Genomic DNA, 15,641 nt, shown 5'->3' on the forward strand with positions numbered 1-15,641 from the left:
ACTGGATACAGTATGGTACCCTTAACGTTTCTTCGAACAAAAGCTTCGCGCAGCCTGCCCATTGTGCTGGCAGCCTTGATTTTCGCAGGCTGTGGCACTCAGGCGCCCGATCAGACTGCTGCCCATATGGAGGGTACTGCGCAGGCTGATTCCGGCTATTATCTGCAACAGATGTCGCAAAGCTCAGATGATACCAAGACCAACTGGCAATTACTTGCCATTCGTTCACTGCTGAAAGAGGGCAAAACCCAGCAGGCGGTCGATCTGTACAACCAGCTGCCGCAGGAATTGAACGATACCCAGCGTCGCGAACAGACTCTGCTGTCAGCGGAAGTGAAAACCGCGCAGAAAGATTTCGCGTCCGCGAAAAAAATCCTCGCCGACATCGACGTGAAAGCGCTGGATAACAACCAGCAGGCGCGCTACTGGCAGGCAACCATTGCCGCCGAACAGGGCCGCCCTTCCCTGCCTCTGCTTCGCGCTCTGATTGCGCAGGAGCCGCTGCTGAGCGGCGATGCTAAGCAGAAGAATATCGACGCCACCTGGCAGGCGCTGTCGGCCATGACGCCGGAGCAGGCGCAAACGCTGGTGATCAACGCCGACGAAAACGTGCTGCAGGGCTGGCTGGATCTGCAGCAGATGTGGTTCACCAACCGTAGCGATCCGAAGATGCTGAAAGCCGGGATCACCGACTGGCAGACCCGCTATCCGCAAAACCCAGGCGCGAAAATGCTGCCCACGCAGCTGGTCAACGTGCAGAACTTCAAACCCGCGTCGGTGAATAAAATCGCCCTGCTGCTGCCCCTGAACGGTCAGGCTGCGGTGTTTGGTCGCACCATTCAGCAGGGCTTTGAAGCGGCTAAAAACGGCACCACCGCGGTAGCGGGCAGTGCTGTTCCAGCGCAGGCGGCGCAGGCCGCGAACATCAATGACGTCATCAGCCCGTCGGCGGCGGAAACTACGGATTTAACCACCACGCAGGCGCCTGCTCAGGGCACCATGCAAAACCCGGTTACTGCGCCAACGACGCCTCCGGCAACGGCTCCGGCACAACAAACTCCAGCTCCGGCGGCACAGCCCGCGCCAACTGAAACGCCAGCCGCGCCGACAACAGATGCTGCCGCGACTCAGCCGCAAACCGCAGCCCCAGAACAACAGCCCGCCGCACAGCCGCAGGCCGTTGTTGCCGCTGCTGCCAATCCAGGCGCTGAGCTGAAGATTTATGACACCAGCTCGCAGCCGCTCGATCAGGTTCTGGCGCAGGTTCAGCAGGATGGGGCCAGCATCGTGGTCGGCCCGCTGCTGAAGAACAACGTTGAAGAGCTGATGAAGAGTAACACCACCCTGAACGTGCTGGCGCTTAACCAGCCTGAACAGGTACAGAATCGCGCGAACATCTGCTACTTCGCCCTTTCTCCGGAAGATGAGGCCCGCGACGCGGCGCGTCATATTCACGAGCAGGGAAAACAGGCTCCACTGCTGCTGACGCCGCGGAGCGCACTCGGCGATCGCGTGGCAAATGCCTTTGCTCAGGAGTGGCAACAGCTGGGCGGCGGCGTTGTGCTGCAGCAGAAATTTGGCTCAACCTCAGAACTGCGTGCGGGCGTTAACAGCGGCTCGGGTATCTCGCTCACCGGCAGCCCGGTGACCGCCAGCCTGCCTCAGCAGCAGGGTGTCACCATCGGCGGCCTGACCATTCCGGCTCCACCGACTGACGCGCAAATCAGCGGCGGCGGTAAAGTGGACGCGGCCTATATCGTCGCTACGCCAGAAGAGATCGCCTTTATCAAGCCGATGATCGCCATGCGTAACGGCAGCCAGAGCGGTGCAACCCTGTACGCCAGCTCGCGCAGCGCGCAAGGCACCGCGGGCCCGGATTTCCGTCTGGAGATGGATGGCCTGCAGTACAGCGAAATCCCGATGCTGGCGGGCAGCAACCCGGCGCTGATGCAGCAGGCGCTGAGCAGCGTGCGTAACGACTACTCCCTCGCCCGTCTTTACGCCATGGGCGTGGATGCGTGGGCGCTGGCGAATCACTTTACCCAGATGCGCCAGGTGCCGGGCTTTGAGCTTAACGGCAATACCGGCGATCTGACCGCCACTCAGGATTGCGTGATTAACAGGAAGTTATCATGGCTCAAATACCAGCAGGGGCAGATCGTCCCGGCCAGTTAAGCCGCAAACAGACCGGCGACGCGTGGGAGTTAAAAGCGCGTCGCTGGCTGGAAGGCAAAGGACTGCGTTTTATCGCCGCCAACGTTCGTGAACGGGGCGGCGAAATTGATCTGATCATGAAAGAGGGTCAGGTCACCGTGTTTATTGAGGTCCGTTTCCGACAGTCGTCCCGCTTTGGGGGCGCTGCTGCCAGCGTGACGCTCGCCAAACAACGAAAATTATTACAGACTGCGCTCTTGTGGCTCGCCCGCCATAATGGGAGTTTTGATACTGTGGATTGCCGGTTCGATGTGGTAGCCTTCACCGGAAACGACGTAGAATGGCTGAAAAACGCCTTTGGCGAAGACGTCTAAAACAAAGTTTTAAAGGGATAACGTGCTCGAAAGAATTAAGGTTTGTTTCACAGAAAGCATTCAAACTCAGATTGCAGCGGCGGAAGCCCTCCCGGATGCTATTTCTCGTGCCGCGATGACGCTGGTACAGTCCCTGCTGAATGGCAACAAAATCCTCTGTTGTGGCAATGGCACATCGGCCGCCAACGCACAGCATTTTGCTGCCAGCATGATCAATCGTTTTGAAACAGAACGCCCAAGTTTACCCGCCATTGCACTTAATACCGATAATGTGGTCTTAACGGCGATCGCCAACGATCGTCTGCATGACGAAATATACGCAAAACAGGTGCGCGCCCTTGGGCATGCCGGGGATGTTCTGCTGGCGATTTCCACGCGCGGTAACAGCCGCGATATCGTCAAAGCCGTGGAAGCGGCCGTGACGCGCGATATGACTATCGTCGCGCTGACGGGCTACGACGGCGGCGAACTGGCGGGTCTGTTAGGGCCGCAGGATGTGGAAATCCGCATTCCTTCTCATCGCAGCGCGCGCATTCAGGAAATGCACATGCTGACGGTGAACTGCTTATGCGATCTGATCGATAACACGCTTTTCCCTCACCAGGATGATTAAGGAGTACTAATGAAGGCATTAACGCCCCTCGCAGTCCTTATTTCTGCGCTGCTGCTTCAGGGATGCATCGCGGCGGCCGTCGTCGGTACGGCGGCTGTTGGCACCAAAGCCGCAACCGACCCGCGCTCTGTGGGAACCCAGGTGGACGACGGTACGCTGGAACTTCGCGTGAACAGCGCCCTGTCGAAAGACGAACAAATTAAGAAAGAAGCGCGCATTAACGTGACCGCTTATCAGGGCAAAGTGCTGCTGGCAGGCCAGGCGCCGAATCTGGATCTCGCCTCCCGCGCGAAACAGATCGCCATGGGCGTCGAAGGAACCACCGAGGTGTATAACGAAGTGCGTCAGGGCCAGCCGATTGGCCTGGGTACCGCGTCGTCTGACACCTGGATTACCACCAAGGTGCGCTCCCAGTTGCTGGGCAGCGATCAGGTGAAATCCTCTAACGTGAAAGTTACTACCGAGAATGGCGAAGTGTTCCTGCTCGGCCTGGTCACCGACCGGGAAGGCAAAGCGGCAGCGGATATTGCCAGCCGCGTGAGCGGCGTGAAGAAAGTCACCACCGCCTTTACCTTCATCAAATAAGAAAATCCCCGGCACTGACCGGGGATTTTTTTGTCCTACAGTAGCGCAATACTGCCGGTTATCACCCCACTCAGTGCCACCAGCCCGCCCGTCAGCCACAGGGCTTTTGCCGGGAATGACTTACGCAGCATGATCAGCGACGGCAAACTGACCGCAGGCAGCGTCATCAGCAGCGCCAGCGCAGGTGCCGCGCCCATTCCGGCGAGCATCATGGTTTGCACGATCGGGATCTCCGCCGCCGTCGGAATGACGAAGAGACATCCGGCGACCGCCATCGCAATCACCCACAGCAGGGAATTATCGATTGCCCCGTCCGCGTGCGGGAAGAGCCAGACGCGCGCCGCGCCCAGAACCAGCACCGCCAGAATATAGACCGGGATGGTGCTCCAGAAGAGTTGCCATAGCGCTTTGCCCCAGCGGGAGAAAAACGCGCCCTGGTGTTCAGACATATCAACCTCAACTGACGCGGGCTGGACGTTCTGATCTTTCACCAGACGCTGCACCAGCGAAGCCACCACCAGTACCATGATTAGCCCCGCCACCAGCCGGATCAGCGCAAAATGCCAGCCAAGCACAAAGCCCATAAACACCAGCGTGGCCGGATTAAGAACCGGATTGCCCATCCAGAATGCCAGCGCGCCGCCCATGGATACATTCTGACGCCGCATACCTGCCGTGACGGGTGCGGCGCAGCAGGAGCACATCATCCCCGGCAGCGAGAAGATCGTGCCGAGCAGCGTCCCCTGAAAGCGCGGTTGCCCGAGGGTTCGCAGTAACCACTGGCGTGGAATGAGAACCTGAATCAGCGACCCCAGCAGCACGCCCAACACGGCGGCTTTCCAGACGGCGAGGAAGTAGACCATGGCGTAATCCCACGCCGCCTGGAGCGGGCTGGCGTCGGCCTGGGCGAGGATCGATTTGCCGATGGTATGGGTTTCAGCTGCGGTGAAGGCTTTGCCGTAATAGGGCTGCCACTTCACATACCAGAGACCGATAATAACAACGAGAAAAAAGAGTGCGGGCTTCCACCACTGAAATGGCGTTGCCGCCTGAGATGAAGACTGACCAGTCATAGCATTCCCCGGGAGTGAGATTCATTTAGCCCGGGGAGTTTACGCCTCGCCTTTTGCGATTTCACGCAGTTTAGCCGACGGGATGATATTGACGCCCTCCTTTGAGGGGGAGCGAGCTTCGTGGAGCATGGCGCTGGCCACATCACGCGCCTGAATGGATTTCCAGTTGCCGGGAAAAAGCTGGAACAGTGGCGCAAAAATCGACTCATTAAAACGCTGCTTTTCACGATCGCCCAGCAGCATCGACGGGCGCACAATCGTGAGCCGCTCCCAGTTCTGCGCGATCAGGGCGTCTTCCATTTTACCTTTCACTTTGTTGTAGAAAAACGGCGAATTCGCGTTCGCGCCCATCGAGCTGACCACTAAGAAGTGCTTCGCCCCCAGCCGCTTCGCAGTGAGCGCCGTGTCCACCACCAGCGTGTAGTCGGCGTGGATAAAGGCCTCTTTGCTGCCGGCTTCACGGCGGGTAGTCCCCAGACAGCAAAAGGCGATATCAATTGGATCCTGCACCTGGGCGAGGGCATCCGTCAGCTGCGGATCGTGAGGATTGTATACGCCCGAGATGTCCGCTAACGGGCGTCGGGTGGGCGCGGTGATGTAATTGATCCTCGGCTCCCGGATCAGCATTCTCAGAAGGTGATCGCCCACCAGCCCGGTGGATCCTGTGATTAATACCTGGCTCATTTTCTCTCCTTTGCAGATTAGTCCGTTTGCGATTTCAGCCTGCTTAGCCACACTTAAAAGTCTGTTACGGGTAAGTATTTACCACAAACGGAAAAAAATCTGTCTGAAGCCAAAACAACGGAGGAAACATGGGCAAGAAAATAGCCGTATTGATCACCGACGAGTTTGAAGATTCAGAGTTCACCTCACCCGCCGAGGCATTTCGCAAAGCCGGGCACGAGGTGGTAACGATCGATAAGCAGGCCGGAAAAACGGTAAAAGGCCATAAGGGCGAGGCCAGTGTGACCATCGACAAAGCCATTGATGAAGTGCGCCCGGCAGACTTTGACGCCCTGCTGTTACCTGGCGGTCACTCCCCGGATACGCTGCGCGGCGACGAGCGCTTTGTGACGTTCACACGTGATTTCGTCTCCAGCGGCAAACCTGTTTTCGCCATCTGCCACGGGCCGCAGCTGTTGATCAGCGCAGAGGTGGTGCGGGGGCGCAAACTGACCGCGGTTAAACCGATCGTTATCGATCTGAAGAATGCGGGAGCAGATTTCTACGATCAGGAAGTGGTCGTCGATAACAATCAGCTGGTCACGAGCCGGACGCCGGACGATCTTCCGGCCTTTAACCGCGAAGCACTACGCCTGCTCGGATCGTAGCCAGTGAAGCTTCTTACCGAAGCCCAGCGTGTTGTCGGTAAATTTCAGCTCATCGAGGCGAATTTCCCATACCGGCGCTGACATGGTGAGAGCCATCGGGAAGCGGCGCGTGTAGCGCTTGCGCATTGCGTCGCTCTCCTCCCCTTCCAGACGACGAATCTCACCTTTAAACTGCACGCCGCGGATCAGCGCGACATTTTTCGGCTGACCGTTGATCGTCCCTGCGACCGGCGCGATGGGCCCGGACATCTGCGCATGGCGGGTTTTGTCTTCGCTCAGGACGTAAAACGCCACGCGCTCGGGATCGTAATAATAAAACGCATTCGCGCACCACAGATCGCCCTCACGGTGGACACACCAGGTGACGACGTGCTGCTTTGCCAGCCAGCGGCTGATGGCGGCCAGAGTTTCCATTATTGTTCCCTCTCATGCTATGGTGCGTTCACCTTAACATACTGAATCTATGAACCGTGTGCTGGTTTCTTTATCTTGTCCGAACGGCCAACAATGCGCTCTACACCGGGATTACCACCGATGTGCCGCGGCGCTTCCTTGAACATCAAACGGGAAAAGGCGCCAAAGCGCTGCGGGGGAAAGGTGAGCTGACGCTGGCCTTTTCGGCGCACGTGGGTGAGCGCTCGCTGGCGCTGAAGATGGAGTACCGCATTAAACAGCTGACGAAGCGCCAGAAAGAGCGCCTCGTCGCCGGGGATGGGTCGTTTGAGGCCCTACGCGAGAGCCTGCAAACGGCACCAGTTAAAAGCGATTGAAGTGATCGTGATACTCAACCAGACCGCTGACGCCGTTCAGGGCGTCATCCGCCAGGCGATGCACCTGGAAGGCGGTTTCGGTGTCCGGCCAGCGGCAGTGCAGATCGTAAGGCGCGGCAGGCTCAAACCCTAAGCGACCGTAGAACGCCGGATCGCCGAGCGTCACCACTGCGGCGTAGCCAAATTCATTCAGCGAATCGAGCCCTTCATACACCAGCTGGCGCGCCAGCCCCTGACCACGATAGTTTTCATCCACGGCCAGCGGGGCCATTCCGACCCACTGCAGATCTTCACCCTGAACGGCTACCGGGCTGAACGCCACATAACCCACGACCTGTCCTTCATCGTCCGTCGCGACCAGACCGAGCGTCACCAGACCGTCTTCGCGCAGATCGTGGACCAGTCGGGCCTCGCCGTCTTCCGGGAACGACCGACGTAATAATGCATCAATACCTGGGGCATCAATCCCAATTTCAACTCGAATCAGCATGGCTCACCTACTGAAGTGTGTTTACTTTCAGGCGGGTTTTTCAGACCAGCCTCAACGAAATCGGCCATTTGCATCAGCACCGTGCGCAGCGCCTTCGGCATCTGATCCAATTCAATGGCATCCATTAAATTTTTGACGTACAGGCCAAGCTCGGTATCGCCTTCAATCACCAGACGACGCTGGAAGAAGAGGGTATCCGGGTCCTGCTTACGGGCGGCAATCATCAGCAGATCGCTGGCGTTCGCACTGAAACTGACATCCGCCGGGGCGGAATCACTGACCAGCAGCTTGCCGTTCTCCACGGAGGTAAACCAGCGCAGTCCAATGTCACGCACCTCGATACTCAGCCAGCGGCCTTCCAGAAACTCTAGCTCGCCCTCTTCCAGCGCCTGGCGGAACTGCCAGCTTAGCACCTGTTGAAGCACCTGACGCTTAAGGGCGAACGGTGTCAGTTTGACCGGCACGCTCAGCATTGATGGACCAAATTGTACGAGGCGTGAACGCAGTTTTTCCAGCACGAGCTTTACTCCCTGATGTCGATAATCCCGTTATTTTGCCATATCCGGCAGCCATCGTAGCGGCGTAAATCAACAAACCGTATTGCGACGTCATTGATTATTGGTGTCATCAATACGCCATTAACTGCCTTAAATCAAAAATTGTCGCGTGGAGGTTAATTAAACTCCCCGTTCGTTAACAATTTTGTGCCCTCTGGGGCAGCGAACGTCAGGATAAATTATGGAGCTGCTCTGTCCAGCCGGAAACCTTCCGGCACTTAAGGCGGCCATCGAAAATGGCGCCGACGCGGTCTATATCGGTCTGAAAGATGACACCAATGCCCGCCATTTTGCTGGTCTGAACTTCACGGAGAAAAAGCTTCAGGAAGCGGTTAACTTCGTCCACCAGCACCGCCGCAAATTACATATCGCCATCAACACCTTCGCCCATCCCGATGGCTATGCGCGCTGGCAGCGCGCGGTGGATATGGCGGCCCAGCTCGGGGCAGACGCGTTGATTCTGGCCGACCTCGCTATGCTGGAGTATGCCGCAGAACGCTATCCGCATATTGAGCGCCATGTCTCTGTTCAGGCTTCGGCCACCAATGAAGAGGCCGTGCGTTTCTATCACCGCCACTTCGACGTCGCCCGCGTGGTGTTGCCGCGCGTGCTCTCTATTCATCAGGTTAAGCAACTGGCGCGGGTCTCGCCAGTTCCCCTGGAAGTTTTTGCGTTCGGCAGTCTGTGCATCATGGCGGAAGGCCGCTGCTATCTGTCGTCCTATCTGACCGGCGAATCGCCGAACACCGTCGGGGCCTGCTCCCCTGCCCGCTTTGTGCGCTGGCAGCAGACGCCGCAAGGGCTGGAGTCGCGCCTGAACGACGTGCTGATCGATCGCTATCAGGACGGGGAAAACGCCGGTTATCCGACGCTGTGCAAAGGCCGCTATCTGGTCGACGGTGAGCGGTATCACGCCCTGGAAGAGCCAACCAGCCTGAACACCCTGGAGCTGCTGCCAGAACTGCTGGCGGCGAATATTGCCTCGGTGAAAATCGAAGGCCGCCAGCGCAGCCCGGCGTACGTCAGCCAGGTCGCCAAAGTGTGGCGTCAGGCGATTGACCGCTGCATGGCCGATCCGCAGAACTACGCGCCACAACCGGCCTGGATGGACACTCTGGGCGCAATGTCCGAAGGCACGCAAACCACGCTTGGCGCGTATCACCGTAAATGGCAGTGAGATCACTCATGAAATATTCATTAGGACCGGTGCTCTACTACTGGTCAAAAGAGACGCTGGAAGATTTTTACCAGCAGGCGGCGGGCAGCAGCGCCGATACGATTTATCTCGGTGAATCCGTGTGCAGCAAGCGTCGTGCAACCAAAGTGGGCGACTGGCTGGACATGGCGAAAACCCTCGCGGGCAGCGGCAAGCAGGTGGTGCTGTCGACGCTGGCGCTGGTGCAGGCCTCGTCCGAGCTGGGCGAGATTACGCGCTACGTCGATAACGGCGATTTTCTGCTGGAAGCGAGCGATCTTGGCGTGGTGAATATGTGCGCCGAACGTAAGCTGCCGTTTGTCGCCGGACACGCGCTCAACTGCTACAACGCCGTGACGCTGCGCCTGCTGCTGAAACAGGGGATGACACGCTGGTGTATGCCGGTGGAACTGTCCCGCGACTGGCTGGTCAATCTGCTGAATCAGTGCCAAGAGCTGGGCATCCGTGACCAGTTTGAAGTGGAAGTGTTGAGCTACGGGCATCTGCCGCTGGCCTACTCCGCGCGCTGCTTTACCGCCCGTTCGGAAGATCGCCCGAAAGACGAGTGCGAAACCTGCTGCATCAAGTATCCGAACGGCCGCAATATGCTGTCGCAGGAGAACCAGCAGGTGTTTGTGCTGAACGGCATTCAGACCATGAGCGGCTATGTGTACAACCTCGGCAACGAGCTGACGTCGATGCAAGGCGTGGTGGATATGGTGCGTCTGTCGCCATTAGACACTGACGTCTTTGCAATGCTGGATGCGTTTCGCGCCAACGAAAATGGCACCGCGCCATTGCCGCTGAAGGCCAACAGTGACTGTAACGGTTACTGGCGACGCGTAGCAGGGCTGGAGCTGCAGGCCTAAAAAAAGCTCACTTTGTTAACAACAAGGGTTAATTTTTAATGCACTATTAAAAGATATGCCGTCGACAAAGTGAGCTGTTATGACTGATAAATCCATTCCCTTTTCGGTGCTCGATCTGGCACCGATCCCAGAAGGCTCCTCTGCACGAGAAGCCTTTTCTCACTCTCTGGATCTCGCCCGTCTCGCGGAACAGCGCGGATATCATCGCTACTGGCTGGCGGAACATCACAACATGGTTGGCATCGCCAGCGCCGCGACCTCGGTGCTGATTGGCTATCTGGCCGCGAATACCACCCGCCTTCATCTCGGCTCGGGCGGAGTGATGCTGCCGAACCACTCCCCGCTGGTGATTGCCGAGCAGTTTGGCACGCTGAATACCCTTTATCCGGGGCGTATTGATTTAGGGCTTGGCCGTGCGCCGGGCAGCGATCAGCCGACCATGCGCGCGCTGCGTCGACATATGAGCGGCGATATTGATAACTTCCCGCGCGATGTGGCGGAGCTGGTGGACTGGTTCGATGCGCGCGATCCGAATCCACAGGTGTGTCCGGTTCCTGGCTACGGTGAGAAGATACCGGTGTGGCTGTTAGGTTCAAGCCTCTACAGCGCACAGCTGGCGGCGCAGCTCGGCCTGCCGTTTGCGTTCGCCTCCCACTTTGCCCCGGATATGTTGCATCAGGCGCTGCATCTTTATCGCACTAACTTCAAGCCGTCAGAGCGACTGGAGAAACCGCACGCGATGGTGTGTATCAATATCATTGCCGCCGACAGCAACCGCGATGCGGAATTCCTGTTTACCTCGATGCAGCAGGCCTTCGCCAAACTGCGTCGTGGCGAAAGCGGGCAACTGCCGCCACCGGTGGAGAATATGCATCAGCTGTGGTCAGCGTCGGAACAGTACGGCGTTCAGCAGGCGCTGAGCATGTCTCTGGTGGGCGATAAAGCGAAAGTGCGTCACGGTCTGGAGGCTGTGCTGCGCGAAACGCAGGCCGATGAGATTATGGTTAACGGGCAGATTTTCGATCACCAGGCGCGTTTGCATTCGTTTGATCTGGCGATGCAGGTGAAAGAGGAGTTGTTGGGGTAATTTTGTGCCCGGTGGCGCTGCGCTTACCGGGCCTACAAATTTATGCTGCCGCCATCCAGCAAAGCGTTTTACTGATACACCGGCAACAAATCAAAGCTCGACAGAATATGCACCAGCGCGTTACCGACACCGAACACCAGAATCAGCGCAATCATCGGCTTGCCGCCCCAGACGCGGAATTTTGGGCTGCCAAAGCGTTTACGTGATTTGCGCGCCAGCAGCGCCGGAACAATCGCCGCCCAGATGGTCGCCGCCAGACCCGCATACCCGATGGCATACAGGAAACCGTTCGGCCACAGCAGGCCACCGACAATCGGCGGCAGGAAGGTCAGCAGCGCGGTTTTCAGACGGCCCATTGCGGAATCATCAAAGCCAAACAGATCCGCCAGGTAGTCGAACAGGCCCAGCGTCACGCCGAGGAACGAACTCGCCACCGCAAAGTTTGAGAACACCACCAGGAGCAGATCCAGACTGCGGCTGTTCAGCACGCCACTCAGCGCCTGCACCAGCACATCAATGTTCCCGCCCTTCTGAGCAATGCCGATAAATTCCGGACGCGGGATGTTGCCCATCGTCCCCAGCAGCCAAATCACATACAGGCCCAGCGCCAGCAGCGTACCGTAAACCAGGCAGCGAATGATGGTGCGCGGATCTTTGCCGTAATACTTCATCAGGCTCGGGACGTTGCCGTGATAGCCAAACGACGCCAGACAGAATGGCAGTGTCATCAGGAGATACGGCGAGTACGACGCGTGAGTTTCCGCAACGTTAAACAGCGTCGCGGGCGTGACGTGCCCCAGCAGGCTGCCGAAAGTCAGGAAGAAGGTAATCACCTTTGCGCCGAGCACGATAGCCGTCATGCGGCTCACCGCTTTGGTACTCATCCAGACGATAAAGGCCACCGCCAGCGCGAAGACTAAACCGGCCATCCGTGCCGGAATGTTTAGCGACATCTCGGCAAACGTATGGTGCAGGATCGAACCGCTCGCCGAAATGTAGGCGTAGGTCAGGATGTAGAGCACGAAGGCAATCGAGATGCCATTCACCACGTTCCAGCCTTTGCCCAGCAGATCTTTGGTGATGGTGTCGAAGCTCGACCCGATACGGTAGTTCAGGTTGGCTTCGAGGATCATCAGCCCGGAATGCAGCATACAGAACCAGGTAAACACCAGCGCCGCCAGCGACCAGAAGAACCACGCACCGGACATCACCACTGGCAGAGAAAACATCCCTGCACCGATTATCGTCCCGCCGATGATCACCACGCCGCCGAGCAGCGAAGGTGAAGTTTGTGTGGTGGTTAGTGTCGCCATACAGCCCTTTCTCCAGTTAAACATTTTGCTACTGCATTTTAATGTGTCGCACTGTACCAGTACGATAGTACAAATGGAATAAAAAAAGCCCCGATAAAAAATATCGGGGCTGTAATGATTACTTTACGCTATCAGGCGTGGCTATTACGCGTCGCGACGACGGGTAGTGCCTTCTTCGCGACGTGGGCCGCGATTTTCGCGACGCTCACCGCTGAAGCGGCCTGCACCGGCTGGTGCTGCGCCATCACGACGAGGACCACGACCGCCTTCACGACGCTCACCGCCACCAAAGCGACGCTCGCCCGCTGGACGATCGCCTTCACGACGAGGACCACGGTCCGGACGCGGCTGGGCATCGCCCATCAGCTGCATGTTCATTGGCTTGTTCAGGATGCGAGTGCGAGTAAAGTGCTGCAGAACTTCGCCCGGCATGCCTTTTGGCAGTTCGATAGTAGAGTGAGTACCGAACAGCTTGATGTTACCGATGTAACGGCTGCTGATGTCGCCTTCGTTAGCGATAGCGCCAACGATATGACGCACTTCAACACCATCATCACGGCCAACTTCGATGCGGTACAGTTCCATATCGCCTGCGTCACGACGCTCACGACGTGGACGGTCTTCACCGCTACGCTCTGGACGGTCGCCACGTGGGCCACGGTCATTGCGGTCGCCGCGTGGAGCACGATCGTTGCGATCGAAACGATCGTCACGGTCGCGGAATTCACGCTTAGGACGCATCGGTGCATCAGGTGGTACGATCAGAGCACGTTCGCCCTGGGCCATTTTCAGCAGCGCTGCAGCCAGAGTTTCGATGTCCAGCGCTTCGCCTTCTACGGTCGGCTGGATTTGCGCCAGCAGAGCACGGTACTGATCCAGATCGCTGCTTTCCAGCTGCTGCTGTACTTTCGCGGCGAATTTTTCCAGACGGCGTTTGCCCAGCAGGTCTGCGTTTGGCAGGTCTGCTTCTGGAATGGTCAGCTTCATGGTGCGTTCAATGTTACGCAGCAGACGACGCTCACGGTTCTCAACGAACAGCAGAGCACGGCCAGCACGACCCGCACGACCGGTACGACCGATACGGTGAACGTAAGACTCGGAATCCATAGGGATATCGTAGTTCACAACCAGGCTGATACGTTCTACGTCCAGACCACGTGCTGCCACGTCGGTTGCAATCAGGATGTCCAGACGACCGTCTTTCAGACGCTCCAGAGTCTGCTCACGCAGGGACTGGTTCATGTCGCCGTTCAGCGCTGCGCTGTTATAGCCGCTACGTTCCAGAGCTTCAGCCACTTCCAGGGTCGCGTTTTTGGTACGTACGAAGATAATCGCCGCATCAAAATCTTCTGCTTCCAGGAAACGCACCAGCGCTTCGTTTTTACGCATTCCATGTACAGACCAGAAAGTCTGGCTGATGTCCGGGCGAGTGGTCACGCTGGACTGGATGCGCACTTCCTGCGGATCCTTCATGAAACGACGGGTGATACGACGGATCGCTTCTGGCATGGTTGCAGAGAACAGAGCGGTCTGATGACCTTCTGGGATCTGAGCCATGATGGTTTCTACATCTTCGATGAAGCCCATGCGCAGCATTTCGTCAGCTTCATCCAGAACCAGACCGCTCAGTTTAGAGAGATCCAGAGTACCGCGTTTCAGGTGATCCAGCAGACGGCCAGGTGTACCGACAACAATCTGTGGACCCTGACGCAGGGCGCGTAACTGCACGTCATAACGCTGGCCGCCGTAAAGGGCTACCACGTTCACGCCGCGCATATGTTTAGAGAATTCAGTCATCGCTTCCGCAACCTGAACAGCCAGTTCACGGGTCGGAGCGAGCACGAGGATCTGCGGAGCACGCAGTTCCGGATCAATGTTGTGCAGCAGTGGCAGCGAGAACGCTGCGGTCTTACCGCTACCAGTCTGGGCCATGCCCAGCACGTCACGACCAGAGAGCAGATGCGGGATGCATTCAGCCTGGATCGGAGATGGTTTTTCGTAACCCAGATCGTTAAGGGCTTCAAGGATAGTGGCCTTCAGGCCCAGATCTGCAAAAGTGGTTTCGAATTCAGCCATGTAGTACAAGTGCCTCGATATTAATGGCGGCCAGTCTACATAACTCGTCGTGAAAATGATTAGCAATTTTCATTGAAAAGTGTGAACCGGCTCAAAGTAGGTGTATTGACGAACAACAACGCCCTCACCAGTTAAGGTGATGGCAATCAAAAAATGATTACGGGCTGAAGTGGTGACGTCAGCTATTGCTGGTCCGATTCTGCCAGGTCGTCTTGCTCCTGGCCCAAGAGCGATAATTCCAACAATGCATAACGGTGCTCAACGAAGTTGTGGACGTTGTTAGCAACCGCTAATTTGAACAGTGCCGTGGCGCTGTCCTTATCCCCCAGACTTAGGTAGTACTTACCTAAATAGAAGTTGGTTTCACTGAGATGCTCAGCGAGCGAGGTGTTATCCGTTGCGTCCGCCTTGAGCCTATCCATCAGCGTTGCTTCGCTAATGTTGCCCAGGTAGAACTCGACAATGTTCCATCCCCATTGTTCCTTGTCCGATTTCTCGAAACGTTGCTTTAACGTCTCTTTCGCCTGCTTCTCATCGAGCTTCTGCTCAACGATATAAAGCCACAGGACGCGGAAAGGATCATTAGGATCGTCTTGATAAAACGCCAGCAGATCATCTTGCGCTAACTTGTCACGACCGCCGTAATACAGGGCGATACCGCGGTTCAAGTGCGCGTAGTTGTAAGTTGGATCAAGCTCAAGTACAGAATCAAACGCTTCATAGGCAGCATCAAAATTGCCTGCCTGCGTTAAATATATGCCTAAGTAATTGAATACTTCAGGCATATCAGGTCGGATTGCCAGCGCTTGTGAAAAATCATTTCGCGCTAGTGCCCTCAGACCGAGACTATCATACAACACTCCGCGCTCATATAAAAGCTGTGCGCGTTCATCATCGGTTAAAGCCCGACTGGCAAGAATTTGTTCCATGCGTGCCAGAATCACTTCCTGCTGCAAAGTCGGTTGCAATGGCACTGCGAGGACTTCGCTCTTACGCCAGGCAGAGTTGCTGCATCCTGCCAGCGTTAAAGCTGTCGCAACGAAACACCAGCGCAAAAAAGGCTTCATTTCCCACTCCCGAAGACAACTATTGGATGAACGTCCTGTCCCCCGGCTGCTAACAAGGCGTCCTGCCTGATAATACGCCCTCCGCCA

The 15,641-nt window shown here is 57.1% G+C and carries 18 protein-coding genes; 9 read left to right on the top strand and 9 right to left on the bottom strand.

Going from position 1 to position 15,641, the window contains the following annotated elements:
- The first annotated feature begins 12 nt into the window (after positions 1-12).
- Genes AC3WS9_RS19240 through dolP form a run of 4 tightly spaced genes read left to right on the top strand, consistent with a single transcriptional unit; the run spans position 13 to position 3,726 of the window.
- On the top strand, positions 13-2,175 hold the full coding sequence (locus tag AC3WS9_RS19240) for a penicillin-binding protein activator (RefSeq protein WP_492489916.1): 2,163 nt from the start codon (positions 13-15) through the stop codon (positions 2,173-2,175).
- The gene (locus tag AC3WS9_RS19245; RefSeq protein ID WP_282491789.1) at positions 2,133-2,528 is read left to right on the top strand and encodes a YraN family protein; all 396 of its coding nucleotides are present in this window, start codon (positions 2,133-2,135) and stop codon (positions 2,526-2,528) included. The genes AC3WS9_RS19240 and AC3WS9_RS19245 overlap by 43 nt, the downstream gene beginning before the upstream one ends.
- 22 nt (positions 2,529-2,550) lie before the next feature.
- Positions 2,551-3,141 (top strand): DnaA initiator-associating protein DiaA, encoded by a 591-nt coding sequence (gene diaA, locus AC3WS9_RS19250; RefSeq protein ID WP_003861754.1) that lies wholly within the window; start codon positions 2,551-2,553, stop codon positions 3,139-3,141.
- Between the two features lie 9 nt (positions 3,142-3,150).
- Positions 3,151-3,726 (top strand): division/outer membrane stress-associated lipid-binding lipoprotein, encoded by a 576-nt coding sequence (dolP, locus tag AC3WS9_RS19255; RefSeq protein ID WP_492489919.1) that lies wholly within the window; start codon positions 3,151-3,153, stop codon positions 3,724-3,726.
- 35 nt (positions 3,727-3,761) lie between these two features.
- On the opposite strand, the gene AC3WS9_RS19260 is transcribed toward dolP, so the two are convergent.
- Positions 3,762-4,799 (bottom strand): permease, encoded by a 1,038-nt coding sequence (locus AC3WS9_RS19260; protein WP_492489921.1) that lies wholly within the window; start codon positions 4,797-4,799, stop codon positions 3,762-3,764.
- A gap of 39 nt (positions 4,800-4,838) precedes the next feature.
- Positions 4,839-5,483 (bottom strand): NAD(P)H-binding protein, encoded by a 645-nt coding sequence (locus AC3WS9_RS19265; protein ID WP_492489923.1) that lies wholly within the window; start codon positions 5,481-5,483, stop codon positions 4,839-4,841.
- A gap of 128 nt (positions 5,484-5,611) precedes the next feature.
- Here AC3WS9_RS19265 and AC3WS9_RS19270 point away from each other — a divergent pair, with 128 nt between their 5' ends.
- Positions 5,612-6,130, top strand: coding sequence for a type 1 glutamine amidotransferase domain-containing protein (locus AC3WS9_RS19270; RefSeq protein WP_103948848.1), 519 nt, complete (start codon positions 5,612-5,614; stop codon positions 6,128-6,130).
- Here the strand turns inward: AC3WS9_RS19270 and AC3WS9_RS19275 are convergent.
- Positions 6,110-6,544 (bottom strand): YhbP family protein, encoded by a 435-nt coding sequence (locus AC3WS9_RS19275; protein WP_492489925.1) that lies wholly within the window; start codon positions 6,542-6,544, stop codon positions 6,110-6,112. The genes AC3WS9_RS19270 and AC3WS9_RS19275 overlap by 21 nt on opposite strands.
- Positions 6,545-6,600: 56 nt before the next feature.
- Between AC3WS9_RS19275 and AC3WS9_RS19280 the strand changes: the two genes are divergently transcribed.
- Positions 6,601-6,900: a GIY-YIG nuclease family protein gene (locus tag AC3WS9_RS19280; protein ID WP_285145811.1), complete on the top strand. Its 300-nt coding sequence runs from the start codon at positions 6,601-6,603 to the stop codon at positions 6,898-6,900.
- On the opposite strand, the gene AC3WS9_RS19285 is transcribed toward AC3WS9_RS19280, so the two are convergent.
- Together AC3WS9_RS19285 and ubiT are read right to left on the bottom strand one after the other, a co-directional pair.
- Positions 6,887-7,390 carry a GNAT family N-acetyltransferase gene (locus AC3WS9_RS19285; RefSeq protein ID WP_492489927.1) on the bottom strand — a complete coding sequence of 168 codons (504 nt, stop codon included), beginning with the start codon at positions 7,388-7,390 and terminating at the stop codon, positions 6,887-6,889. The genes AC3WS9_RS19280 and AC3WS9_RS19285 overlap by 14 nt on opposite strands.
- Complete coding sequence (ubiT, locus tag AC3WS9_RS19290; RefSeq protein WP_282491797.1) at positions 7,384-7,908, bottom strand: ubiquinone anaerobic biosynthesis accessory factor UbiT; 525 nt, start codon at positions 7,906-7,908, stop codon at positions 7,384-7,386. The genes AC3WS9_RS19285 and ubiT overlap by 7 nt, the downstream gene beginning before the upstream one ends.
- Positions 7,909-8,128: 220 nt before the next feature.
- On the opposite strand from ubiT, the gene ubiU reads away from it, so the two are divergent.
- The 3 genes from ubiU to AC3WS9_RS19305 all read left to right on the top strand — a co-directional run bounded on the left by ubiU (position 8,129) and on the right by AC3WS9_RS19305 (position 11,098).
- Entirely contained in the window at positions 8,129-9,124 is a 996-nt protein-coding gene (gene ubiU / locus AC3WS9_RS19295; protein WP_282491798.1) for a ubiquinone anaerobic biosynthesis protein UbiU, read from the top strand.
- Between the two features lie 8 nt (positions 9,125-9,132).
- A complete protein-coding gene (locus AC3WS9_RS19300; protein ID WP_492489930.1) occupies positions 9,133-10,011 on the top strand; it encodes a U32 family peptidase in 879 nt (292 codons plus the stop codon).
- A gap of 79 nt (positions 10,012-10,090) precedes the next feature.
- Complete coding sequence (locus tag AC3WS9_RS19305; protein WP_492489932.1) at positions 10,091-11,098, top strand: luciferase-like monooxygenase; 1,008 nt, start codon at positions 10,091-10,093, stop codon at positions 11,096-11,098.
- Positions 11,099-11,166: 68 nt separating this feature from the next.
- Here AC3WS9_RS19305 and mtr read toward each other — a convergent pair whose 3' ends face one another.
- From mtr to nlpI, 4 genes are all read right to left on the bottom strand, one after another.
- The gene (mtr, locus tag AC3WS9_RS19310) at positions 11,167-12,411 is read right to left on the bottom strand and encodes a tryptophan permease (RefSeq protein ID WP_492489934.1); all 1,245 of its coding nucleotides are present in this window, start codon (positions 12,409-12,411) and stop codon (positions 11,167-11,169) included.
- Between the two features lie 144 nt (positions 12,412-12,555).
- Entirely contained in the window at positions 12,556-14,487 is a 1,932-nt protein-coding gene (locus AC3WS9_RS19315; protein ID WP_285145815.1) for a DEAD/DEAH family ATP-dependent RNA helicase, read from the bottom strand.
- Complete coding sequence (gene yrbN / locus AC3WS9_RS19320) at positions 14,480-14,560, bottom strand: protein YrbN (protein WP_097919743.1); 81 nt, start codon at positions 14,558-14,560, stop codon at positions 14,480-14,482. Before yrbN ends, AC3WS9_RS19315 begins: the two co-directional genes overlap by 8 nt.
- Positions 14,561-14,669: 109 nt before the next feature.
- Entirely contained in the window at positions 14,670-15,554 is an 885-nt protein-coding gene (nlpI, locus tag AC3WS9_RS19325) for a lipoprotein NlpI (protein WP_282491803.1), read from the bottom strand.
- Between the last annotated feature and the right edge of the window lie 87 nt (positions 15,555-15,641).

The sequence above is a fragment of the Lelliottia sp. EB106-05-01-XG201 genome (genome assembly GCF_058791735.1).

Coding starts and splice junctions, on each gene's coding strand:
- AC3WS9_RS19240 (WP_492489916.1), top strand. CDS start 13: ATGGTACCCTTAACGTTTCTTCGAACAAAAGCTTCGCGCAGCCTGCCC.
- AC3WS9_RS19245 (WP_282491789.1), top strand. CDS start 2,133: ATGGCTCAAATACCAGCAGGGGCAGATCGTCCCGGCCAGTTAAGCCGC.
- dolP (WP_492489919.1), top strand. CDS start 3,151: ATGAAGGCATTAACGCCCCTCGCAGTCCTTATTTCTGCGCTGCTGCTT.
- AC3WS9_RS19260 (WP_492489921.1), bottom strand. CDS start 4,799: ATGACTGGTCAGTCTTCATCTCAGGCGGCAACGCCATTTCAGTGGTGG.
- AC3WS9_RS19265 (WP_492489923.1), bottom strand. CDS start 5,483: ATGAGCCAGGTATTAATCACAGGATCCACCGGGCTGGTGGGCGATCAC.
- AC3WS9_RS19270 (WP_103948848.1), top strand. CDS start 5,612: ATGGGCAAGAAAATAGCCGTATTGATCACCGACGAGTTTGAAGATTCA.
- AC3WS9_RS19275 (WP_492489925.1), bottom strand. CDS start 6,544: ATGGAAACTCTGGCCGCCATCAGCCGCTGGCTGGCAAAGCAGCACGTC.
- AC3WS9_RS19285 (WP_492489927.1), bottom strand. CDS start 7,390: ATGCTGATTCGAGTTGAAATTGGGATTGATGCCCCAGGTATTGATGCA.
- ubiU (WP_282491798.1), top strand. CDS start 8,129: ATGGAGCTGCTCTGTCCAGCCGGAAACCTTCCGGCACTTAAGGCGGCC.
- AC3WS9_RS19300 (WP_492489930.1), top strand. CDS start 9,133: ATGAAATATTCATTAGGACCGGTGCTCTACTACTGGTCAAAAGAGACG.
- AC3WS9_RS19305 (WP_492489932.1), top strand. CDS start 10,091: ATGACTGATAAATCCATTCCCTTTTCGGTGCTCGATCTGGCACCGATC.
- mtr (WP_492489934.1), bottom strand. CDS start 12,411: ATGGCGACACTAACCACCACACAAACTTCACCTTCGCTGCTCGGCGGC.
- AC3WS9_RS19315 (WP_285145815.1), bottom strand. CDS start 14,487: ATGGCTGAATTCGAAACCACTTTTGCAGATCTGGGCCTGAAGGCCACT.
- yrbN (WP_097919743.1), bottom strand. CDS start 14,560: ATGAAAATTGCTAATCATTTTCACGACGAGTTATGTAGACTGGCCGCC.
- nlpI (WP_282491803.1), bottom strand. CDS start 15,554: ATGAAGCCTTTTTTGCGCTGGTGTTTCGTTGCGACAGCTTTAACGCTG.